Annotated in this window: 23 protein-coding genes and 1 pseudogene; 20 read left to right on the top strand and 4 right to left on the bottom strand. The window is 67.1% G+C overall.

Translation table 11 applies throughout. From position 1 onward, the window contains the following. Position 1: 1 nt before the first annotated feature. The 10 genes and pseudogenes from CDA09_RS07250 (at position 2) to CDA09_RS07205 (ending at position 9,731) form a co-directional block, all read left to right on the top strand. Positions 2-511: a hypothetical protein gene (locus CDA09_RS07250; protein WP_121428007.1), complete on the top strand. Its 510-nt coding sequence runs from the start codon at positions 2-4 to the stop codon at positions 509-511. Positions 512-712: 201 nt separating this feature from the next. Further along, positions 713-2,662 carry a TAT-dependent nitrous-oxide reductase gene (nosZ, locus tag CDA09_RS07245; protein WP_121428006.1) on the top strand — a complete coding sequence of 650 codons (1,950 nt, stop codon included), beginning with the start codon at positions 713-715 and terminating at the stop codon, positions 2,660-2,662. A gap of 221 nt (positions 2,663-2,883) precedes the next feature. Then, entirely contained in the window at positions 2,884-5,064 is a 2,181-nt protein-coding gene (locus tag CDA09_RS07240; RefSeq protein WP_121428005.1) for a NosR/NirI family protein, read from the top strand. Between the two features lie 17 nt (positions 5,065-5,081). Next, positions 5,082-5,516: a transcription regulator gene (locus CDA09_RS07235; protein ID WP_121428004.1), complete on the top strand. Its 435-nt coding sequence runs from the start codon at positions 5,082-5,084 to the stop codon at positions 5,514-5,516. Position 5,517: 1 nt separating this feature from the next. Beyond that, positions 5,518-6,816, top strand: a pseudogene (locus CDA09_RS07230) (nitrous oxide reductase family maturation protein NosD). Then, positions 6,788-7,729, top strand: a complete 942-nt coding sequence (locus CDA09_RS07225) for an ABC transporter ATP-binding protein (RefSeq protein WP_121428003.1) — start codon at positions 6,788-6,790, stop codon at positions 7,727-7,729. The pseudogene CDA09_RS07230 and the gene CDA09_RS07225 overlap by 29 nt, the downstream one beginning before the upstream one ends. A gap of 12 nt (positions 7,730-7,741) precedes the next feature. Then, positions 7,742-8,557: an ABC transporter permease gene (locus tag CDA09_RS07220; RefSeq protein WP_121428002.1), complete on the top strand. Its 816-nt coding sequence runs from the start codon at positions 7,742-7,744 to the stop codon at positions 8,555-8,557. Then, the gene (locus CDA09_RS07215; RefSeq protein ID WP_121428001.1) at positions 8,554-9,096 is read left to right on the top strand and encodes a nitrous oxide reductase accessory protein NosL; all 543 of its coding nucleotides are present in this window, start codon (positions 8,554-8,556) and stop codon (positions 9,094-9,096) included. Before CDA09_RS07220 ends, CDA09_RS07215 begins: the two co-directional genes overlap by 4 nt. A gap of 9 nt (positions 9,097-9,105) precedes the next feature. Further along, complete coding sequence (locus CDA09_RS07210; RefSeq protein ID WP_121428000.1) at positions 9,106-9,378, top strand: MJ0235 family protein; 273 nt, start codon at positions 9,106-9,108, stop codon at positions 9,376-9,378. Further along, entirely contained in the window at positions 9,375-9,731 is a 357-nt protein-coding gene (locus CDA09_RS07205; RefSeq protein ID WP_121427999.1) for a hypothetical protein, read from the top strand. The genes CDA09_RS07210 and CDA09_RS07205 overlap by 4 nt, the downstream gene beginning before the upstream one ends. Positions 9,732-9,792: 61 nt before the next feature. Here CDA09_RS07205 and CDA09_RS07200 read toward each other — a convergent pair whose 3' ends face one another. Continuing rightward, positions 9,793-10,251, bottom strand: coding sequence for a c-type cytochrome (locus tag CDA09_RS07200; protein ID WP_121427998.1), 459 nt, complete (start codon positions 10,249-10,251; stop codon positions 9,793-9,795). Between the two features lie 279 nt (positions 10,252-10,530). Here CDA09_RS07200 and CDA09_RS07195 point away from each other — a divergent pair, with 279 nt between their 5' ends. From CDA09_RS07195 to serB, 5 genes are all read left to right on the top strand, one after another. After that, positions 10,531-11,016 carry a rubrerythrin family protein gene (locus CDA09_RS07195; protein ID WP_121427997.1) on the top strand — a complete coding sequence of 162 codons (486 nt, stop codon included), beginning with the start codon at positions 10,531-10,533 and terminating at the stop codon, positions 11,014-11,016. 52 nt (positions 11,017-11,068) lie between these two features. Next, positions 11,069-11,233: a rubredoxin gene (locus tag CDA09_RS07190; protein ID WP_121427996.1), complete on the top strand. Its 165-nt coding sequence runs from the start codon at positions 11,069-11,071 to the stop codon at positions 11,231-11,233. Positions 11,234-11,383: 150 nt separating this feature from the next. Further along, positions 11,384-12,544 carry an NAD(P)/FAD-dependent oxidoreductase gene (locus CDA09_RS07185; RefSeq protein ID WP_121427995.1) on the top strand — a complete coding sequence of 387 codons (1,161 nt, stop codon included), beginning with the start codon at positions 11,384-11,386 and terminating at the stop codon, positions 12,542-12,544. Between the two features lie 82 nt (positions 12,545-12,626). Continuing rightward, a complete protein-coding gene (locus CDA09_RS07180; protein ID WP_121427994.1) occupies positions 12,627-13,706 on the top strand; it encodes a 3-deoxy-7-phosphoheptulonate synthase in 1,080 nt (359 codons plus the stop codon). Continuing rightward, positions 13,703-14,533 (top strand): phosphoserine phosphatase SerB, encoded by an 831-nt coding sequence (gene serB / locus CDA09_RS07175; RefSeq protein WP_121427993.1) that lies wholly within the window; start codon positions 13,703-13,705, stop codon positions 14,531-14,533. Before CDA09_RS07180 ends, serB begins: the two co-directional genes overlap by 4 nt. 99 nt (positions 14,534-14,632) lie before the next feature. Here the strand turns inward: serB and CDA09_RS07170 are convergent, their stop codons facing one another. Further along, positions 14,633-15,760, bottom strand: a complete 1,128-nt coding sequence (locus tag CDA09_RS07170; RefSeq protein WP_121427992.1) for a M14 family metallopeptidase — start codon at positions 15,758-15,760, stop codon at positions 14,633-14,635. Between the two features lie 10 nt (positions 15,761-15,770). Further along, complete coding sequence (gene yaaA / locus CDA09_RS07165) at positions 15,771-16,556, bottom strand: peroxide stress protein YaaA (RefSeq protein WP_121427991.1); 786 nt, start codon at positions 16,554-16,556, stop codon at positions 15,771-15,773. Positions 16,557-16,692: 136 nt separating this feature from the next. Between yaaA and bioA the strand changes: the two genes are divergently transcribed. The 5 genes from bioA to bioD are packed head-to-tail and all read left to right on the top strand — an operon-like array spanning position 16,693 to position 21,418. Beyond that, on the top strand, positions 16,693-18,027 hold the full coding sequence (bioA, locus tag CDA09_RS07160) for an adenosylmethionine--8-amino-7-oxononanoate transaminase (protein ID WP_121427990.1): 1,335 nt from the start codon (positions 16,693-16,695) through the stop codon (positions 18,025-18,027). A gap of 6 nt (positions 18,028-18,033) precedes the next feature. Continuing rightward, on the top strand, positions 18,034-19,194 hold the full coding sequence (bioF, locus tag CDA09_RS07155) for an 8-amino-7-oxononanoate synthase (protein ID WP_121427989.1): 1,161 nt from the start codon (positions 18,034-18,036) through the stop codon (positions 19,192-19,194). A 5-nt stretch (positions 19,195-19,199) separates the two neighbouring features. Continuing rightward, positions 19,200-19,940, top strand: coding sequence for an alpha/beta fold hydrolase (locus CDA09_RS07150; protein ID WP_286164484.1), 741 nt, complete (start codon positions 19,200-19,202; stop codon positions 19,938-19,940). Continuing rightward, on the top strand, positions 19,933-20,748 hold the full coding sequence (gene bioC / locus CDA09_RS07145; protein ID WP_121427987.1) for a malonyl-ACP O-methyltransferase BioC: 816 nt from the start codon (positions 19,933-19,935) through the stop codon (positions 20,746-20,748). The genes CDA09_RS07150 and bioC overlap by 8 nt, the downstream gene beginning before the upstream one ends. Continuing rightward, a complete protein-coding gene (gene bioD, locus CDA09_RS07140) occupies positions 20,741-21,418 on the top strand; it encodes a dethiobiotin synthase (RefSeq protein ID WP_121427986.1) in 678 nt (225 codons plus the stop codon). Before bioC ends, bioD begins: the two co-directional genes overlap by 8 nt. Positions 21,419-21,443: 25 nt before the next feature. On the opposite strand, the gene CDA09_RS07135 is transcribed toward bioD, so the two are convergent. Continuing rightward, on the bottom strand, positions 21,444-22,238 hold the full coding sequence (locus CDA09_RS07135) for a TrmH family RNA methyltransferase (protein ID WP_174718419.1): 795 nt from the start codon (positions 22,236-22,238) through the stop codon (positions 21,444-21,446). Positions 22,239-22,263: the final 25 nt, after the last annotated feature.

Here is a 22,263-nt window from a genome sequence, read left to right as displayed (position 1 = left end):
CTTGACCCAAGCCAAGCGCAGCAGTGTGTTCAGCCGGATGGTGCTGCCATTCGCGCTGATTCCCCCCATCATGATCCAGTTCGCCATGCGCGACCATGCCACCGCCTACCGGCTCGACGCGGCCAGCGCGAACTGGGAATGGATTGCGCTGCTGGTGTTCGTCGCCGAACTCGTGTCGGTGACCATCGTCGCCGGCATGCTGCGCCTGACGACCCCCGCCGACGCAATGCCCCCCTCGCGTCCCCGCGCGCTCGCCATCGCCGCCCGCGCGGCAGCCCCGCTATGGGCCTCGGCCGTCGTCCTCGCCGTGCCGAGCCTCGGCGCGCTCGTCGTCACCCATCTGCTCGCTCATGCGGTCGCACTGCGCACGCTCTATCTCGACGTCCGCGACGAGTTCCGGCTCGGCAACGAGGTCCAGGCGCTGCATGTCACCTACATGGTCTACAGCGTCCCGGTGGTGATGTGGACCCCGCTCCTGGTGATGATTTTCGTCTCCCTCCGGCCGGCCTGAACGCCGCCTGCACAGGCGCGCTCCGGCGTTTTGACCCTTCCCAGAGAGATGTTTTCCTTATCCCAAATCAAGGACGCCCCGCCACCACCTCACTAGAGTTGCGGCAGCGCCCGATTCGGGCCGCCCTGCACGCGTGCGCCGCCACAACGGCACACCTTTCATCGGCAAAACAAACGACGCTTGAATAACGGAGCCCATCACATGAGCCAGGACAAGACCAACGCCCAGCAACTCGACGGTCAACCCGACCCGAGCCGCCGGAAATTCCTCAATACCGCCGCATTCGCGGGTCTTGCCGGTGCAGGTCTGTCGGTCGGCCTGGCGGCGTGCAAGCAGGAACAGGCTCCCGCTCCGGCAGCGGCTCCCGCAGCCCACCCCGCGGCCGAGGCGGCTGAGCTCGGCAAGTACGAGGTCGCTCCGGGCCAGCTCGACACCTACTACTCCTTCTCGAGCGGCGGCCATTCGGGCAACGTGCGCGTTTATGGCCTCCCGTCGGGCCGCGAACTGAAATGCATCCCGGTCTTCAACACCGACTGCCTCGTCGGCTGGGGCATCACCAACGAATCGAAGGCGATCATCGGCACCAAGCCCGACGGCAGCCTCAAGTACCAGACCGGCGACACGCACCACGTCCACCCCTCGTACAAGGATGGTACGTACGACGGCAAGTACCTGTTCGTGAACGACAAGATCCACGGCCGCATTGCGCGCGTGCGCCTCGACACGATGGAGTGCGACAAGATCACCGAGATTCCCAACATCCAGGGCTATCACGGCACGTTCCCGGACAAGCGCGACCCGGTCGACGCCGCGATCAACTACACCACCCGCGTCTTCTGCGGCGCCGAGTTTTCCATTCCCTTGCCGAACGTCGGCAAGAACATGGACAAGATCGACGAATACCGCTCGCTCTTCACCTGCGTGGATAGCGAATCGATGCAGGTGCGCTGGCAGGTGCTGATCGACGGCAACTGCGACCTCGTTGCGACCTCGTACGACGGCAAGCTCGCGGCGACCAACCAGTACAACACCGAGATGGGTGTCCATTACCCGGACATGATGGCGGCCGAACGCGACGCCTGCCTGTTCTTCCACGTCGCCCGGATCGAGGAAGCCGTCAAGGCCGGCAAGGTCACTTACATCGGCGATTCCAAGGTTCCTGTCGTCGACGGCCGCAAGGCGTCGAACGCCGACCCGAAGACCGCGCTGACCTGCTACGTCCCGATCCCGAAGAACCCGCACGGCGTGAACATCAGCCCGGACGGCAAGTATTACGCCTGCTCGGGCAAGCTGTCGCCCACCGCCTCGGTGATCGAGCATGAGCTGGTGCTGAAATGGTTCGACGGTGAACTCAAGGAACCGCGCGACACCGTCGTTGCCGAACCGGAAATCGGCCTCGGCCCCCTGCACACCGGGTTCGACAACAAGGGCAACGCCTACACCACCCTGTTCCTCGACAGCCAGATCGTGAAGTGGAACGTCGAGGCCGCGATCAAGGCCTACAAGGGCGACAAGAACGTCACCGTCGTCGTCGACCGCATCGACGTGCATTACCAGCCGGGCCACGGCTTCACGTCGATGGGCGAGACGAAGGAATCCGACGGCAAATACTTCATCTCGGACAACAAGTTCTCCAAGGACCGCTTCCTGCCCGTGGGCCCGCTGCACCCCGAAACGGCCCAGATGATCGACATCAGCGGCGACAAGATGAAGCTGGTGGCCGACCACTCGGTGCTGTCCGAGCCGCACGACTCCATCGTGATCCGCCGCGACATCATCAAGACGCGCCAGATCTACAACATGGACGACTTCCCGAACGCGGTGAAGGAGTTCAAGGACAGCGGCGTGTTCCGGGACGGCAAGAAGGTCACGGTCAAGCTGACCAGCCAGGCCCCCGCCTACAGCCTGCCCGAGTTCAAGCTGAAGAAGGGCGACGAGGTCACGATCATCCTGACCAACCACGACAAGGTCGAGGACCTGACGCACGGCTTCGCGATCCCGAAGTACGACATCAACTTCATCGTGAACCCGCAGGAGACCAAGTCGGTCACGTTCAAGGCTGACAAGCCCGGCGTCTACTGGTGCTACTGCACGCACTTCTGCCACGCCCTGCACCTGGAGATGCGCAGCCGCATGATCGTCGAGGCCTGACAAAGGCCTCCAGCCGGACTGCGCCGGGGCGAAGCAGGCTCTGGCGCAGGTGAGTGCCTTCTTTCATGGAGGTACCGATGGGTGACATTTCGAGGGGCTTTGCGCCCCTCCTTTTTTTCGCATCCGGCACGCAATTTACATTTGCCCAAATTGACCAGAAACAATTACACACGAAGGGGCATTTCGTAGACTGGCTCCAGTCCCGCCAAATGGTAAGTCCGATGAAACTCCTGGCTGCACTGCGCAACACCCTGCTCCCCCTGCTGCTCTCGTCTCTTGCGTCCCTGGCGCTCGCCAACACCTATGAGGCCAAGCTTCCGGACGAACTGAACACTTCCCCCGATCTGTGCAAATACGCGCCGTGCGCGGAAGTGCTGCCCGGTGCGACCAGTTTTTCGGAACGCAAGGGCCAGCCTTCGTACGTGGAGGGGTACGTGGAGGAAGGCGGCAAGAAGAAGCTCGTCGGCTATGTGATGTTGTCCACCGACATCACCGATACCCCGGCATATTCCGGCAAGCCGGTGATCACGCTGATCGGCATGGACACCGCCGGGAAGTTCGTCGGCGTCAAGATCCTCAAGCACTCGGAGCCCATCTTGCTGCTGGGCATTCCCGAATCGTCCCTGGTCCGCTTCAACCAGCAGTACCTGGGCCAGTTCGTCGGCAACAACATCGAGATCGGCCGCTCGCGGCCGGAGGAAAACATCGTCGGTCTCGACGCGATCTCGGGCGCAACCGTCACGGTGATCTCGCAGAACCAGGTGATGATGACCTCGGGCACGTCGATCGCGCGCCAGGTCGGCATCCTGAAGCCGACAATCCGCGAACAGGCCAAGTTCGTCCAGACCGGGACGAAACCGGACTGGGCCACGCTCGTCCGCGAAGGCAGCGTGCAGCGCGTTCTCGTGACGGCCGAACAGGCCGGTCTCGCGCGCAGCGCAGACCCGTTCATCGAATTGTGGTTCGGTTACCTCAACCAGCCCGACATCGGCCGCGCGATTCTCGGTGACGGCCCGTACAACAGCCTGATGTCCAGCCTCAAGGAAGGCGAACAGGCGCTCTTCGTGATCCGTACCGGCGGCACCCAGTCATTCAAGGGCTCCGGTTTCGTGCGCGGCGGCATCTACGACCGCGTGCAGGTGCGCCAGGGTGGGGACGCCTTCACCTTCCGCGATACCGACGCCACCAACCTCTATGGGATCGCCGCTCCGGGCGCGCCGGCCTTCACCGAATCGTCGATCTTCATCGTGCGCTCGAAGGCGTTCTCGGCGGCCTATCCGTGGAAATTCGTCTTCCTCGGCAACCGCGTCGATCGCGCCACCGGCGCGCGCAGCTTCGCGAACTTCGATACCGAATACTGGCTGCCGGCGCAGTACCTGCAGGGCGGCCGTCCCCAGGTCGTCAAGCCGGACGCGCCTTGGGTGCGCGTGTGGAAGACGCGCGCGGTCGAGATCGCGCTCTTCGCCGCGCTGCTGATCGCCGTCGCCACCGTCTACGCCTTCCGCGACAAACTCACGCGTCGCGCGACGCGCAAGAACAAGTGGCCGGTCAACGCCTTCAAGTACGCGGGATGGATCATCAGCATCGGCTTCGTCGGCTTCGGCATGCTCGCGCAGCCCTCGATCACGCAGGTGCTCACCTGGTTCCATGCCCTGCTGCTGCACTGGCAGTGGGAACTGTTCCTGTCGGACCCCTTCATCTTCCTGTTCTGGATCTTCATCATCGTCACGGTGTTCGTCTGGGGACGCGGCCTCTTCTGCGGCTGGCTGTGCCCCTTCGGCTCGCTGTCGGAACTGCTTTACAAGGTCGGCGGTGCCGTGGGCCTCAAGCGCTTCCAGTTCCAGTTGCCGCGGCATTGGCACAACCGGCTGAAGTGGGTGAAGTATTTCGTGTTCTTCGGGCTGCTGACCGTGTCCATGTTCTCGATGGGGCTGGCCGAGAAGCTCGCCGAGGTCGAACCCTTCAAGACCACTTTCCTCGTCGGCCTGTTCAACCGCAGCTGGCCCTACACCCTGTTCGCGGCCGGACTGCTGGGGCTGTCGATCTTCATCGAACGGCCGTTCTGCAAGTACCTGTGCCCGCTCGGCGCTTCGCTCGCGATGCCCTCGACCTTCCGCTGGTTCGGACTCAAGCGCAAGCAGGAATGCGCCAGCTGCAAGGCCTGCGCGGTCGGCTGCGGTTCGCAGGCGATCGACGAGGACGGGCGCATCGACCACCGCGAGTGCCTGCACTGCCTCGACTGCATGATCCTGTATACGGACGACCACGCCTGCCCGCCGCTTGCACAGGAACGCAAGCGCCGCGACAAGGCCGGGCTCCCGATCACGCCGATCGGCGCCGATGGCTATTACATCCCGATCAAGCCGGTGCCCACGCGCGCCGGCGCGGCGGCGAAGAACTGATTTCCGGAGCAAGAGACATGGTCAACCCGACGATGCCGACCGACCCCGCGAACCCACCCTACGCGGAAACGACGAGCCTCACGCGCTTCATCGCGGCCGAAGTGTGGGATCATCTATGGCCGTGGAGCCATCACGGTTTCCAGCGCCAGCGCGCCCTTCAGGGGGCCGGCATGGCGCTCGGCCTCGCCGCCACCGTCGTGTGGGTGCTGGCGCTGCTCGGCCACCTGCAGGCTGCCGCCGTGATCGGCTGGTGGTTCGGCTGGAGCGTGTTCGAGGTCTTCGTGCGACTCGGCTCCAAACCCTACGTCAAGGACGGTCCGTGGTGGGGCCGCCGCTATCGCGTGGCGAACACGATGGACATGGTGTGTTACGTCGGCTTCAAGAACCTGCTGATCGGCGCGACCTTGTTCATCGTGCTGAAGACGCTCGGGTTCCTCGTTGTCCTGGGGTGAGATGCGCGCCATTGCGACGGTGCACACCCGCACACTGCGGCACGCCTGTCTGGCCCTGCTGGCGCTGTCGTGCGCCCTGCCGGCGCTGGCCGCGACGCTGACGGTCGTTCCGGGCGAATCGATCCAGGCCACCATCGGGCGCGCCGCCGCGGGCGACGTGATCGAGGTCGCGCGCGGCACCTACACGGAAAACCTGCTGATCACCAAACCGCTGACGCTGCGCGGCGTGAACCGCCCCACGCTCAGCGGCGGCCAGAAGGGCGACACGATCCGGATCAGTTCCCCCGACGTCGTCATCGAGGGCCTGATCGTGCGCGACTCGGGCGACGATCTCGGAGCGCAGAACGCCGGCGTCTACATCCCCTCCGGCGCGGACCGCGCGGTCGTACGCAACTGCGACCTGACCTACAACCTCTTCGGCCTGTGGATCGAAAGGGTCAAGGACGTCCGCATCGAAAACAACGTCATCACCGGGAAACGCGACTATCGCTCCGCGAGCCGCGGCAACGGCATCCAGCTCTACAACACCACCGGCGCACAGATCATCGGCAACCGCATCAGCTTCGTGCGCGACGCGATCTACGTCGACGTCTCGCACCATGCCGTGTTCCGGGGCAACCGCCTGCACCACAGCCGCTACGGCACGCACTACATGAACTCCTACTACAACCTGTGGGAAGACAACGACGTATACATGAACCGCGGCGGCCTCGCGCTCATGGAAGTGCGCGAGCAGACGGTGCGGAACAACCGCGCCTGGGCCAACTCGGACCACGGCATCATGCTGCGCACGATCCAGGACTCCGTGGTCGAAAACAACATCGTCGCCGGCAACAACCGCGGCTTCTTCATCTACGACGCCGAGTACAACACGCTGCGCGGCAACCTCGTCGTCGATAACATCGTGGGCGTGCACCTCTGGGCAGGGTCGAAAAACAACGCGGTCGAGGACAACGACTTCATCAGCAACCGCGAACAGGTCCGCTACGTCGGCGCGAAGGACGAGTTGTGGGGCGTCAAGGACGGCAACCACTGGAGCAACTATCTTGGCTGGGACCGCAACGGCGACGGCCTGGGTGACGTCCCCTACGAAGCCAACGACCTCGTCGACCGCCTGTCCTGGTAGCACCCGCTGGTGAAACTGCTGCTGGCGAGCCCGGCGGTGCAGACGCTGCGCCTCGTCGGCCAGCAGTTTCCGCTGTTGCGCGCGCCCAGCGTCGTCGACCCGAAGCCGCACATGCGGCCCAAGTACGCAAACTGGAGAGATTGGCTTGGCAGATACTTCCCCGGCTCCCGCTGAAGGCGCCGCTCCGGTGATCGCGGTGCGCAGCGCAACCAAGCATTACGGCGCGGTGCGCGCGGTCGACGGCGTCGACCTGGCGGTCGCGCCCGGCGAGTTGTTCGGCCTGATCGGACACAACGGCGCCGGCAAGAGCACCCTGTTCAAGATGATGCTCGGCCTGATTCCGGCCACTGCCGGCGACATCCGTATCGACGGTTCGCCCGTCACCGGCAGCGGCTTCCGCGCCGTGCGGCGCAAGATCGGCTACCTGCCCGAGAACGTCGTCCTCTACGACAACCTCACCGGCGTCGAAACGCTCGAGTTCTTCGCACGCCTGAAGGGGGTTGCCGCGAGCGAATGCGGCCCCGCGCTCGAACGCGTCGGCCTCGCCCAGGCCGCGCGCCGACGCGTGCGCGAATATTCGAAAGGCATGCGCCAGCGCCTCGGCTTTGCGCAGGCGCTCCTCGGCCGCCCGCGCATCCTGTTCCTCGACGAACCCACCACCGGCCTCGATCCGGAAGCCATCCGGGAGTTCTACGCGATCCTGCGCGGCCTCAAGGCCGAGGGCGTGACGATGATCCTCACCTCGCACATCCTCGCCGAGATCCAGGAACGTGTCGATCGCCTCGCAATCATGGCTGCCGGCAAGGTACAGGCCGTGGGCACGGTGCAAGACCTGCGCGAACAGATGGACCTGCCGCTGTGGTTCCGCGTCCACCTCGCGCATGAGGACTTCGAATACGTGCGCCAGGTGCTCGGCGACCTGCCGGTGATCGCCATCGAAGCCCGCGACGACCACGTCGCCGTCGAGTGTCGGCGCGAGTCGAAGATGGTGGTGATGAACGCCCTCACCTCGCTCGGCAGCAAGGTACTCGACCTGCACGTGCACGAGCCTTCGCTCGAAGACGTGTTCTTCGGCTTCGCCGATTAAGGAGGCGCGCCCATGGAACTGCGACAGATCGCCGCCATCGCCGGCAAGGAATTCTGGGACCGCATCCGCAATCGCTGGGTACTCGCGGTCGCCCTTGTATTCACCGTCTTCGCCCTCGTGATTGCCTACTTCGGCGGCGCGCAGCAGGGCACGGTCGGCTTCCGCTCGATCGAATTCACGATCGCCAGCCTCGTCTCGCTGGTGATCTATCTCGTCCCCCTGATCGCGCTGGTGCTCGGCTTCGACGCCATCGTCGGCGAACGCGAACGCGGTTCGCTGGACCTGCTGCTGTCGATGCCGATCACGCGCTTCGAGCTGCTGCTCGGCAAGTACCTCGGCCTCGCCGCCGCGCTCGCGTTCTCAACCATCGCCGGCTTCGGCCTCGTCGCGATCGTGCTATCGGCGCAGCTCAACCTCGCCGCGCTGATGCATTATTTCGGCTTCATGCTGAGCTCGGTGCTGCTGGGACTGGCGTTCCTCAGCCTCGCCGTGATGGTGTCGGTGTTCGCCGCCGACCGCACGCGCGCCTCCGGCTTCGCGATCGCGCTGTGGTTCCTTTTCGTGCTGGTGTTCGACCTCCTGCTGCTTGGCGCACTCGTCGTCACCGGCGGCAAGTACGGCGGCGAGATATTCCCTTACCTCCTGTTGCTGAACCCGGCCGATGTCTTCCGCATCCTCAACATCTTTTCCCTCGACGACGTCCGCACGCTGTACGGGCTCGCCACCGTGTTCCCGCGCGCGCTTGCCGAGCCCTGGCTGCTCGGCCTCGTGATGACTGCTTGGATCGCAACGCCGCTCGGCGTTGCCGCCTGGAGATTCCGCAAGTGACCCCCGATCGACAACGCATCCCCGTCCGCACGACCCTGCTTGCCGCCCTCGCGGCCGGCCTCATCGCCGCCTGCAGCCAGGGAGGCAGCGACGGCGGCAAGAAGCTCGCAGCCGTCGAGCTCAACCCCGGCACCACGTGCTCCCTCGACGGCATGCTGCTCGCCGACTACCCCGGCCCGAAGGCGCAGATTTTCTACGGCGACCGCCCCGAGCCGGATTTCTTCTGCGACACCGTGGAGATGTTCAGCATCTACCTGAAGCCGGAACAGGTTCGCCCGGTGAAGGCCATCTTCGTTCAGGACATGGGCAAGGCCGACTGGAACCAGCCACGCGACTCGTGGATCGACGCGAAAACGGCTTGGTACGTCATCGGCAGCTCGCGCACGGGCTCGATGGGGCCGACGATCGCCTCCTTCGCGCAACAGGCGGACGCCCGGACATTTGCCGAGACATACGGCGGCAAGGTTCTCGCCTTCGACGCGGTCACCCCCGATATGGCGGTACTCGACGGCGGAGTTCTTCACGACAGCAAGATGTGAGCGACGATCATGGCCAACTTCTACGAGAACCTGGAACCGACCGACGCACAACAGCTCGAGCAACTGTCGCGCCTGGTCTTCGAACTGCGCGAAAGCCGCGACGCGATCCTCCGGGCGACCGGTGCGTCCGACGAAATCGAGCTGCTGGAGCGGATCTATACCGGCACGGTCGCGGAGCACCCGTCCTACGAGCACTATCTGAGCGCACGCATCCTGGCCGATACGCGCGAAACCGTGCGCGCAATGATGGCCGAATGCCTCAACGAGGTCAGGCGGACATGAGCCTTCACATCGAACTCGCCGAGCACATCGACCGTACGTTCGGAGCGCGCCTGTCGCGACCGGTCGAGCACAAGCAGGATGCCCTCGTCGTATACCTCGAAAACGGCGTCACGCTCATCGTGCGCTATGCGGCCGCCGACGCATACTCGCTGCGCTGGAGCTGCGGGGACGCCGAACTCGGCATCGACACCGCACCGCTGCACCGCGAACTGGCGACCTTTCCGAACCATCTGCACGACGCCGACGGCAGGCTGCGCCCCGATCCGCTCACCCGCCCGGACGACACGCCGGCCGACAACGTCTCGCGCGTCATCGAGGCGCTGATCACCGATCCGGCACTGGATCTGCGTTAGATCCTTTCCGCTGACCGGCGGCAAGAGGGGCGCGCGCCCCTCTTTGTTCAACTTGGCAAGCTTACTCGGACTTCGAAACCATGAAGTCGACGGCGGCCTTCACCTCTTCGTCCTTCAACGCCGGATTGCCGCCGCGCGGGGGCATCATGCCCTTCTGACCGGTGAAGCCTTCCATCGCGTGCTTGTAGAGCACGTCCTTGCCCTGCCCGATGCGGGGGCCCCAGTCCGCCTTGTCGCCGGGCTTCGGTGCCCCGCCCACGCCGGCTGCATGGCAAAGCGAGCACACCTTCTTGAAGGTGCTGCTGCCGACCGCATCGTCGGCCACGGCCGTGCTTGCCGGCGCGGGCTGCGACTCTGCCGCGGGAGCCTGCGCCCCGGAAGCTGCCGGACTGGCGGGCGCCGGAGCGGCCGCAGGCGCGGGCGCCGCTGCGGGTGCAGCGGGCGCGGTCTGCTCACTCTTGCCACAGGCCGACAGCAGGACGGCCACCGCCACCGCACCCATTACGGAAATCTTCTTCATTTTCATTCTCCTGGTCATCAACTCGAAATCCCGCGGGGCCCAGAATCAGGCAATGCACTTCGCGCCGCATGCAATGCATTTGACACGATTCCCCGCGATTAACATTTGTGCAAATATAAACAGTAACACTTTCGCCAAGGTTGAGGGCAATGTTGCAGGCGGCCAGCTCGTTTGAATAGCTACTCACTATCATTAATATTCGTACGCTCAATTTTTATTATTGCCCGTCGGTGCGTAGCATTCACTCAACGCAACATCAACAACGCAAGGAGAGAAAACATGGCCAGCCCCTTCCACAATCCCGAGTCGGTCACGATCCAGAACCTCGAATCGGCCTTCGCCGGCGAATCGATGGCTCACATCAAGTACCGCTACTTCGCCAAGCTGTGTCGCGAGATGGGCGACGAGGAAACCGCCAAGGCCTTCGAGGCGACCGCCGAGCAGGAAGTCATGCACGCGTTCGGCCACCTCGACCTGCTCTTCCCGAAGGACAAGATGAGCCCGGCCCGCGCCCTGCAGTTCGCGATCGAAGGCGAGACCTACGAATACACCGAGATGTACCCGAACTTCCGCCACGCAGCCGTTGCCGAAGGGAACGAGGCAGCCGTCCAGGAGATCGACGAACAGATCGCGGAATCGCAGGAACACGCGGAACAATTCAAGGCCGTGCTGGAGAAGGCCGCCAAGCGCTTTGCCGCGCTGGCCAAGGTTGAGGAGCGTCACGCCAACCACTACCAGCAAGTCCTGGACCGGATCTCCGCCTGAACCGCGCCGCCCGCTAGACCCCGACAACCCATAGAGAACGGAACCAGAAATCATGAAGACCTATCAATGCATCGTTTGCGGCTTCATCTACGACGAAGCGGCCGGCCTCCCCGACGAAGGCATCCCCCCCGGCACGCGTTGGGAAGACATCCCCGACGACTGGGCCTGTCCCGACTGCGGCGTCGCCAAGGCCGACTTCGAGATGGTCGCCGTCTGACCTGGCCGGAGACTGCGGTGGCAGTCTCCGGTTTCCGCCTGACGCCTGCCCCGCCCCAGATCACCCCCGACCCCAATGTCGTACGGGGCGGAGGCAGGCCCCTTCCACCGCTCGCGCTCCCGAACAACGACCAGAATGGAGATCGCACCCATGCCCCAGCCCATCGTCATCGCCGGCAGCGGCCTCGCCGGATACAACCTCGCGCGTGAATTCCGCAAGCTCGACCGCGACACGCCGCTGATGATCCTGAGCCGCGACGCGGCGGGTTTCTACTCCAAGCCGATGCTCTCGAACGCGCTGTCCGCCAACAAGACCGCCGAGAGCCTGGTCATGAAATCGGCCGACAAGATGGCCGGCGAAGTGCTCGCGACGATCCGCCCGCGGGTCGAGATCGCGTCCATCGATCGCGCGAACCGCGTCGTCGCGCTGACCAGCGGCGAGCGCATCGCCTACCGCGATCTCGTCCTCGCGATCGGCGCCGATCCGATCCGCCTTCCCGTCGCCGGCGACGGTGCCGCGGACATCCTGTCGGTGAACGACCTCGACGATTTCGCCCGCTTTGCCGCGCGGCTCGACGGCGCGAAGCGCGTCGTCGTACTCGGCGCCGGCCTCATCGGCTGCGAATTCGCCAACGACATGCTCGCCCGCGGCATCTCGCCGGTCGTGATCGACATCGCGGCCTGGCCGCTCGGCCGCCTGCTCCCCGAAGCGGCCGCGACGTGGTTCCGGCAGCAACTGGAAGCGGCCGGGGTCACTTTCCGCATGAACACCTCTGCGACCACCGTCGCGCGCAACGGAAGCGTCTATCGCGTCACGCTCGACGACGGCAGCGTCCTCGAGGCCGACCTCGTGCTCTCCGCAGTCGGCCTGCGCCCGCGCACCACGCTCGCCGGCACTGCCGGACTGGTGGTGAATCGCGGCATCCGCGTCGACCGCCTGCTCGCCACCTCCGACGCGCACATCCGCGCGCTCGGCGACTGCGCCGAAGTCGAAGGCCTGGTGCTGCCCTTCGTGATGCCGATCATGCACCAGGCCCGCGCGCTGGCGGCGACACTCGCCGGCAAGCCGACGTCGATCGTCTACCCCGCGATGCCCGTCGTCGTGAAGACGCCCGCTTGCCCGACCGTCGTCTGCCCCCCGGCGGCGAACGCCGAGGGCAACTGGCACATCGTCCCCGCCGCGAACGGCGAAGCCGGTGTCGAAGCGCAGTTTCTCGCGCCCGACGGCACCCTGCTCGGCTTCACCCTGCTCGGCGCCGCCACCGCCCGCAAACAGGCGCTCACGACGCAGGCCCCTGCCGCACTCGCGTAGTGCCGACAGGCACGCCTCGCGCGCCCGGAGCGCCCGCGCTTCGGGTTACAATTTCTCTCTTTGCTGCACTGCGGAGCGCGCCATGCCTGTCGCCAACACCGAAAACCTCAACATCGTCGCCCTCGATCACATGCCCTCGCCGGAAGAGATCAAGGCGCGCGTCCCGCTGACCGAAAATGCCGCCGAGACGGTCCTGGCCGGCCGTCGGGCCCTCAACGACATCCTCGACCGCAAGGACAACCGCCTGTTCGTGGTCGTCGGCCCGTGCTCGATCCACGACCCTGTTGCCGGTGTCGACTACGCGCGCCGCCTCAAGGCACTCGCCGACGACGTCTCGGAGACCATGGTCCTCGTGATGCGCGTGTATTTCGAAAAACCGCGCACCTCCACGGGCTGGAAGGGTTACATCAACGACCCCTACATGGACGACTCCTTCCGCATCGACGAAGGCATGGAGAAGGCACGCCGCTTCCTCATGGCCGTGAACGAGATCGGCCTGCCCGCGGGTACCGAGGCGCTCGACCCGATCGCTCCGCAGTACTACGGCGACCTCATCTCGTGGACCGCGATCGGCGCCCGCACCTCGGAATCGCAGACGCACCGCGAGATGTCGTCCGGCCTGTCGACCCCGGTCGGGTTCAAGAACGCCACCGACGGCGATCTCGACGTCGCGATCAACGCCATCGTCTCCGCCTCGCATCCGCACAGTTTCCTCGGCATCAACGGCGCGGGACAATCCGCGATCCTGCGCACTCGCGGCAACCGCTACGGCCACATCGTGCTGCGCGGCGGCGGCGGCCGTCCGAACTACGACACCGTGTCGATCTCGCTCGCCGAACAGGCGCTGGCGAAGGCCAAGCTGCCGCAGAACATCGTCGTCGACTGCTCACACGCCAACTCGTGGAAGAAGCCCGAGTTGCAGCCACTGGTCATGAAGGACGTGATCTTCCAGATCCGCGAAGGCAACCGCTCGGTCGTCGGCCTCATGATCGAGAGCTTCCTCGAATCCGGCAACCAGCCGATTCCCGCCGATCTGTCGCAGCTCAAGTACGGCTGTTCGGTCACCGACGCCTGCATCGGCTGGGACGACACCGCCGACACCATCCGCAAGGCGCACGCCGTGCTGCGCGACGCACTGCAACGCCGGAGCGCCGCGGAATGAATCTCGTCGTGCAGGGCGAGGACGTCGATTCGGTCGCCCTGAAAACCGTCGCCAAGCTCACCGGCGCGAGCGCCATCGAACAGATCACGCCGCAGGCGTTCCGCCTCGTCGGCGCCCATGAAAACAGCGAGATCGACGCGGTCTGCGCCGCGGCGGCGCTCGACCGGGCCTGGGTCGAACCCGGCCGCCGGCTGGCCGATTTCGGCCTCTTCGTCACCGACATGGACTCGACGCTGATCAACATCGAGTGCATCGACGAAATCGCCGACATGCAGGGCCTGAAGGGCGAAGTCGCCGCGATCACCGAAGCCGCGATGCGCGGCGAGATCGACTTCACCGAATCCCTCACGCGCCGCGTGAGCCTGCTCGCCGGCCTGCCCGAATCCGCCCTCGCCGACGTCTACGAGCAGCGCCTGCAACTCAACCCCGGCGCCGAACGGCTGATGCGCGGCCTGAAAGCGGCCGGCATCCATACCGTGCTGGTGTCGGGCGGCTTCACCTACTTCACCGAGCGCCTCAAGGCCCGCCTGGGCTTCGACGAAACCCACGCGAACCAGCTCGAAGTCGTGGATGGCAAGCTCACCGGACGCGTCAGCGGCCCGGTCGTCGACGGTGCCGCCAAGGCCGCCCACCTGCGCGCCGCGCGCGAACGCCTCGGCCTGCGCCCGGATCAGGTCATCGCCGCCGGAGACGGTGCGAACGATCTGCCGATGCTCACCGAAGCCGGCTTCGGCGTCGCGTTCCGCGCCAAGCCAGTGCTGCGCCAGATCGCCGACTGCCGCCTCGACCACGTCGGCCTGGACGGGCTGCTGAACCTTTTCGCGTAGGGCGGAAAAGCGAAGCGCCTTCCGCCGCATGGCCTTACGCTGACCGCCCGCACATGCGGCGGATAACGCCGCCACGCAGCTCATCCGCCCTACCGATCTTCACGCACCTTCCAGGTGCGCGAGGATCGCGTTCAGCATCGCCGCACCCATCCGCTTGCTGCGCGCACCGCTCCAGCCCGCATGCCCGTCGGGCAGGTTCGCGTTGTCCTTGAACGGCATCTCCAGCGTCAGCGACACGCAGCCGAAGCGGTGCGCCACCCACTTGCTCGCCAGCGTCAGCAGCTCCTCGCCGAAGCGGCCGGGCTTGTAACCCTCCTCAGTCTGGAAATCCGGGCTCGCCGCAGCGAACGCCGCGACGAAGCGGGCCTGCCGCGCGGCAGTCTCCACGGTAAAGCCGGGCACCTCTTCCGCGGTCGAAAAGAACACGTAGGGCAGCGCCTCGTCGCCGTGGATGTCGAGGAAGAGATCGCAGCCCGTCGCTTCCATCGCCCGGCGGACATGGAAGACTTCGGGGCTCGCCTGCTCGTCCGGCGCACGCCATTCGCGGTTCAGATTGCGCCCCGCGGCGTTCGTGCGCAGGTTGCCGTGGATCGCGCCGTCCGGATTCATGTTCGGCACGATGTGGAGCACGGCGCGCTCGCGGATGCGGCGCGCGACCGGGTCTGCGGCATCCAGCAGCCGCTCCAGCAAGCCTTCGATGAACCACTCGGCCATCGTCTCGCCCGGGTGCTGACGCGCGATGACCCACACCGGCCGGTGTCCCGGCGTCGCCCGCCCGACGACGATGCGGTCGATCTCCCGCCCTTCGACCGTCCATCCCAGGCTATCCGCCTGCGCGAAGGGCGACATCTCCGCCCAGCCGACGAGATCGAGGTGGCGCTCGTAGGAATACGGCTCGAAGTACGCGTAATAGACACTGCCGTGCTCGGGCGCGTGCTCGACGATCAGCTGGCCATCCTCGTAGCGCGTGTCGGCAACGCGAAACCAGCTGCGCCGGTCGTACGACGCGACGCAGCGGTAGCCCGGCCATCCGTCCGGATAAGCCGCTTCCGCGGCGTTCTCGAACACCATGCGCAGGCTTTGCCCCGCCGCGCCCTGCACGCGGAAGTGGAACCACTGGCGAAACTCCGCGGCATTGTCCGCCCGCAGGCGCAGGCGGATGTTCCCCGGATCGTCGACGCTCAGCACCTCGATCGCACCCGAGTCGAAGCTGTGACTGATCTTCATGCGAGGGCCCTCACTCGACGCGACGGCGGAACACCAGCGTGTCCCGGTCTGACGCCTCGGGCGCGAGCGCGTAACCTTCCAGGTCGAAGCCCTTGAGGCCCTCGACATCCTCGACCCGGTTGCGGATCGCGTAGCGGCACATCAGCCCGCGCGCGCGCTTCGCGTAGAAGCTGATGATCTTGTAGCGCCCACCCTTCCAGTCCTCGAACACCGGCGTCACGACCGGCGCCGCAAGCTTCGCCGGGATCACGGACTTGAAGTATTCCTCAGACGCCAGATTGACCAGCACGGGTACGGCACCGGCCTCGCGCTGCTGTGCGAGCAACCCGTTCAGCGCCATGGTCAGCTTGTCGCCCCAGAAGGCGTACAGATTCTTCCCGCGCGGATTCGCGAGCCGCGTCCCCATCTCCAGGCGATACGCCTGCATCAGGTCGAGCGGCCGCAGCAGGCCGTACAGGCCCGACAGGATGCGCAAGTGCGCTTGCGCCCATTCGAGCTCCGCCGGCGACAACGTCGTCGCGGCGAGCCCCTCGTACACGTCGCCGTTGAAGGCCAGCACGGCCTGTTTCGCGTTGGCGAGCGAGAACGGCGGCGCCCAGGATTCGTAGCGCGCCACGTTGAGCGTCGCAAGCTGGTCGGAGATATCCATCAGCGCGGAAACCTCGGCCGGCGACTTCTCGCGCATCACCGCGATCAGTTCGGCCGCATCGCCGAGGTAGTCGGGCTGCGTATGCACGTCGGTCACCGGCGGCGTTTCGTAGTCGAGCGCCTTGGCCGGGGAGATCACGAAAATCATGGCAATCGGCTCTTCGGGTTGGGGGATGTCACATGTTAGCAAATCGCACCGCCGGCGCCCCGATCCGCCTGTTGCGGGTTTGACAGGAAACCCTCGTTGCGCGACATTTCCCTGTTGCACGCCGCCGGAACCCCTGATGCACGCTTCGTCCTCGCCCGACCGCTCCCTGCTCGACCGCTCCCTCAAGTCCGTCTGGCACCCCTGCACGCAGATGAAGCAGCACGAGCATCTGCCGCTGGTGCCGATCGTGCGCGGCGAGGGGCCGTGGTTGATCGACGCGGACGGGCGGCGCCTGCTCGACGGCATCAGTTCTTGGTGGGTGAATCTCTTCGGCCACTGCAACCCACGCATCAACGCCGCGCTGCGCGACCAGCTCGAACGCCTCGAACACGTGATGCTCGCGGGCTTCACGCACGAACCGGTCGTCGAGCTCTCCGAGCGCCTCGCCGCCCTCACCGGCCACCGCCTCGGCCACGCCTTCTACGCCTCCGACGGCGCCTCCGCGACCGAGATCGCGCTGAAGATGAGCGCGCACTACTGGCGCAACCTCGGCCGACCGGAAAAGTCCCGCTTCGTCAGCCTCGCCGGCAGCTACCACGGCGAGACGGCGGGTGCGCTGGCCGTCACCGACGTCGCGATCTTCCGCGATGCCTACGCGCCCCTGATACGGTCCGGCAGCATCGTCGCGACACCCGACGCGCGCCTCGCCGAACCCGGCGAATCGGCCGCCGACGTCGCCCGCCGCGCCGCGGCGGCCCTCGAAGCCCATCTCGCCACACACCACGCCGACACCGCCGCGCTGATCGTCGAGCCGCTCGTGCAGGGCGCCTCCGGCATGGTCATGTACGACCCCGAATACCTGCGCCTCGCGCGCGCGCTGTGCGACCGCTACGAGGTGCATCTCGTCGCCGACGAGATCGCGGTGGGCTGCGGGCGCACCGGCACCTTCTTCGCGTGCGAGCAGGCCGGCATCTGGCCCGACTTCATCTGCCTGTCGAAAGGCATTTCCGGCGGCTACCTGCCGTTGTCGCTGGTGCTCACCACCGACACGATCTACGCCGCCTTCTACGACGACGCGACGACCCGCGGCTTCCTGCACTCGCACTCCTATACCGGCAACCCGCTCGCCTGCCGCGCCGCACTCGCGACGCTCGACATCTTCACGCAGGACGACGTCCTCTCCGCCAACCGCGGCCTCGCGCAGCGCTTGGGCGACGCCATCCGCGCCCGTTTCGGCGACCATCCAGCCGTCCGCCACCTGCGCCAGCGCGGCATGATCCTCGCGTTCGACGTCGCCAGCGAGCGCCCCGACTTCTCGCGCCGCTTCTTCTCGGCCGGCCTCGAACATGGCGTACTCCTGCGCCCGATCGGCAACACGGTGTACTTCATGCCGCCCTACGTGCTCGACGACGGCCACGTCGCCCACCTCGTCGCCGGCGCCGGCGCCGCGCTCGCCGCAGCCCTCGCCTGACCCCTCATGCTGCTCGATTCGCTGAAGGCCGACCTCGCCCAACTCGACGCCCAGTCCCTGCGCCGCGTGCGCCGCAGCCTCGATACCCCCTGCGGCCCGCACGCGCGCGTCGACGGCCGCGACATGCTCGCCTTCTGCAGCAACGACTACCTCGGCCTCGCCGCCGAGCCCGAGCTCGCCGCGGCGCTCAAGGCGGGCGCCGACCGCTGGGGCTGCGGCTCGGGCGCCTCGCACCTGGTCAGCGGCCACTACACCGTGCACGACGAGCTCGAACGCCGGCTCGCTACCTTCGTCGGCTGCGAACGCGCGCTCTACCTGTCGAGCGGCTTCATGGCCAACTCCGGCGTGATCCCCGCCCTCGTCGGCCGCGGCGACGCGATCTTCGCCGACCGCCTCAACCACGCCTCGCTCGTCGACGGCGCCCTGCTCTCGCGCGCCGACCTGAGCCGCTACCCGCACGCCGACCTCGCCCCCCTCGAACGCGCGCTGGCCGCAAGCACTGCGAAGCGCAAGCTGATCGTCACCGACTCCGTGTTCAGCATGGACGGCGACGTCGCGCCGCTCGCGGACCTCCTCGCGCTGGCCGAGCGCTTCGACGCCTGGCTGATGGTCGACGACGCCCACGGCTTCGGCGTGCTCGGCCCTGAAGGTCGCGGCGCGCTGCGCGAAGCCGGCCTCGCCTCGTGGCGCCTCGTCTACATCGGAACGCTGGGCAAGGCCGCCGGCGTCTCCGGCGCCTTCATCGCCGGCCACGACAACGTCATCGAATGGCTGATGCAGAAGGCACGCACCTACATCTTCACGACCGGCGCGCCGCCCGCGCTCGCGACGGCCCTGCTCGAGAGCCTCGATCTGATCGAGCACGGCGACGCGCGCCGGGTGCATCTCACCACCCTGATCGAACACCTCCGCACCGGACTGCAACTGCGGCGCTGGCAACTGATGCCCTCGCGCACCCCGATCCAGCCCGTCGTGATCGGCGACAACGCCGAAACCCTCGCCGTCGCCCGCGCGCTGTGGGACGCCGGCCTGTGGGTTCCGGCGATCCGCCCGCCCACCGTCCCGCAAGGCAGCGCACGCCTGCGCGTCTCGCTCACCGCCGCGCACACGCATCAGGACGTCGAGCGCCTCGTCGCCGCGCTGAACGGCCTGGAGCGCAGCGCTTGAGCGCCGTGCCGCTGGTCCTGCTGCACGGCTGGGGCCTGACCCCGAGCGTCTGGTCCGGCCTGCGCGAAGTCCTGCCGTCGCGCGTCGTCACCCTCGCACCTGCCCTGCCCGGCCACGGCGACGCCCTCCCGGCACCCTCCGCCGATCTCGCGGCGTGGAGCGATGCACTGCTGCCCGTCCTGCCCGAGCGCGCCGTCCTGTGCGGCTGGTCGCTCGGCGGCCTGATCGCGCTCGACCTCGCCCGCCGCCATCCCGAACGGGTCGCGCGCCTGATCCTGATCGGCGCCACACCCTGTTTCGTCGCCCGGGAGGGCGAGACCCCGTGGCCCCACGGCCTCGACGCCGCGACGGTCACCGCCTTCAACGCGAACTTCGCCACCGACCCGGCCGGCACGCAGAAGAAGTTCATCGCCCTGCAATCGCTCGGCGACGCGAACCGGCGCACGGTCGCGGCGAGCCTCGCCGCAGCCCTGGCGGACGCCGGTCCGGACCGCGTACCGGGCCTCTCCAGCGGACTGGAAGTCCTCGCCGGCACCGACCTCCGCGCGACCTTGGCGGAGATCCGGCAGCCCACGCACCTGATCCACGGCACGGGCGACGCCCTGATGCCGCTCGCAGCGGCGGAATGGTTTGCGCAAAAGCTGCCGAACGCACGGCTCACGCGCTTCGACGACTGCGGCCACGCGCCCTTCCTGTCCCGCCCGCGCGAATGCGCCGCGCGCATCGCGGAAAGCCTCGATGACTGAGCGCCGCCGTCACAAGCAGCAGGTGCGCAAGGCCTTCGACCGCGCCGCGGAAAGCTACGACCGCGCCGCCGCCGTGCAGCGCGAAGTCTGCCATCGCCTCGCCGCGCTGGCCGCCGCGACGCCCCCGTCCGGATCGGTTTCCCGCATCCTCGACGCCGGCTGCGGCACGGGTTTCGGGCTGGAGCTGATCGCCCGCGCCCATCCGGCCGTGCACATCGTCGCGCTCGACTTCGCACCGGCCATGCTCGCGCGCCTGCGCCAGGAGCACCCCGGCGACGCCATCTCACCGCTGTGCGCCGACCTCGAAGCCCTTCCGCTGGCGGCCGGCAGCCTCGATGCAGTCTGGTCCAGCCTCGCGCTGCAATGGTGCGACCCCGCGCTCGCGCTCGCGCAGATCGCGCGCGCCCTGCGCCCCGGCGGCGTCGCCTGGATCGCGACCCTCGGCCCCGCGACCCTGCATGAACTGCGCGAGGCCTTCGCGCTTGTCGACGAGGCAAGCCACGTGATCCGCTTCCATCCGGCGACCGAATGGATCGCGGCGGCCGAAAGCGCAGGGCTCGCGCCCATCGGCCGGGACCTGGATCCCGCCTGGGCGCTCGCCCCCGACCTGCGCGCCCTGCTGCGCGACATCAAGGCCATCGGCGCACACAGCGTCGGCGAACAACGACGTCGCAAACCCCTCGGACGCGCCGCATGGCGCACCCTCGAAGCCGCCTACGAGGCCCACCGCCGCCCCGACGGACTTCTCCCCGCGACCTACGACCTCATCCTGCTCGCCCTCAGGAAACCGGAAATACGCCATGACTAAGCGCCGCGCCTGGTTCCTCACCGGCACCGACACCGAAATCGGCAAGACCTTCGTCACCTGCGCGCTGCTGCACGCGGCTCGCGCCGCCGGATACAGCGCCGTCGGCATGAAGCCCATCGCCGCGGGCGCCGACCTGGTCGATGGCGAACGCGTCAACGAAGATGCCGCACGCATCCGCACGGCCGGCAGCTTCGACCCCGGCCTCCAGCTGCTGAACCCCTATTGCCTCGCGAGCCCGATCGCTCCGCACATCGCCGCGGCCGAAGAGCGCGTCCACATCGAACCGGCACGCATTCTGCGCGCCTTCGAGGAGCTCGCCGCAAGCGCCGACGTCGTGATCGTCGAAGGCGTCGGAGGCTTCCGCGTCCCGCTCGACGAGCGCTACGACACCGCTGATCTCGCCGGGGACTTCGCGCTGCCGGTGATCCTCGTCGTCGGCATGCGCCTGGGCTGCATCAGCCACGCATTGCTCACGGTCGAGGCCCTCGCGGCGCGCGGCCTGCATCTCGCGGGCTGGATCGCAAACCGCGTCGACCCGGCGATGCTGCGCTTCGACGAGAACCTCGCTGCCCTGCATGCCAGGATTCCCGCGCCCCTGCTGGGAGTCGTCCCGTACGTCAACGACGGCAACGCGGCCAGCGCCGCCCACGCGCTACGCCTGCCGGACTGATCCGGCCGTCCGTCGCAGTAGCGGGCTACGCGCGCCTCCCGGCGCCCTGCTGACGGACCTGTTCGAACAGGCAGATCGCCGCGGCCGCACCGACGTTCAAGGACTCGACCGCCCCCGGCATCGGGATCACGACCAGCCCGCTCGCCAGGGCGGCGACCTCCGCCGACAGCCCCTGCCCTTCCGCTCCGAACAGCCACGCGACCGACCCGCGCAGATCGCAGTCGTAGAGCGGACGCGCCCCCGCCCCCAGGCCGGTCGCGAGGACCTGCCCCGGATACTCGCGCAGCGCCTCGGCGACCTGTACGTGCTCGTGAATCCGCAGGCAGAAGTGCCCGCCCATGCCGGCGCGCAGCACTCGCGGCGACCACGCCTGCGCGCATCCGGGGGTGAGCAGGACCTCCTTCAGCCCCGCCGCCGCCGCCGTGCGCAGGATCGTGCCGAGATTGCCGGCGTCCTGCACCCCGTCGAGCACCAGCAGCGAATCACGCAGCCCCTTCGCCATCGGCGACGGCGGGATGTCGATGACGGCCAGAATGCCCGACGGAGAATCGACCGGGCTCACATGCGCGAACAGCGGGTCGGTGAGCTGAAGTGCTGGCAGGGAACTGCAACGTTCGACGATCCGGCGAATCTCCGGTCGCGCCAGCCCCTGCGCGCTGACGACGAGTTCCCGCAAGGACCAGCCGGCATCCAGCGCCGCCTGCACGAGGTGCGCCCCATCGAGCAAGGTCAGCCCGCTGCTGCGCCGCTCGCGCGACGAGGTCGCGAGCGCGTGCAGGCGCTTCACATTGGGATTGTCGCGGGAAGTGATCGCTTTCAAGATCGCGCCGGCAGGAAAGCGGGCC

It is taken from the genome of Azoarcus sp. DN11, assembly GCF_003628555.1.
GTDB lineage: Bacteria > Pseudomonadota > Gammaproteobacteria > Burkholderiales > Rhodocyclaceae > Aromatoleum.
Note: the sequence above shows the minus strand (reverse complement) of the source record. Positions and strands in the feature narration are given on the sequence as shown.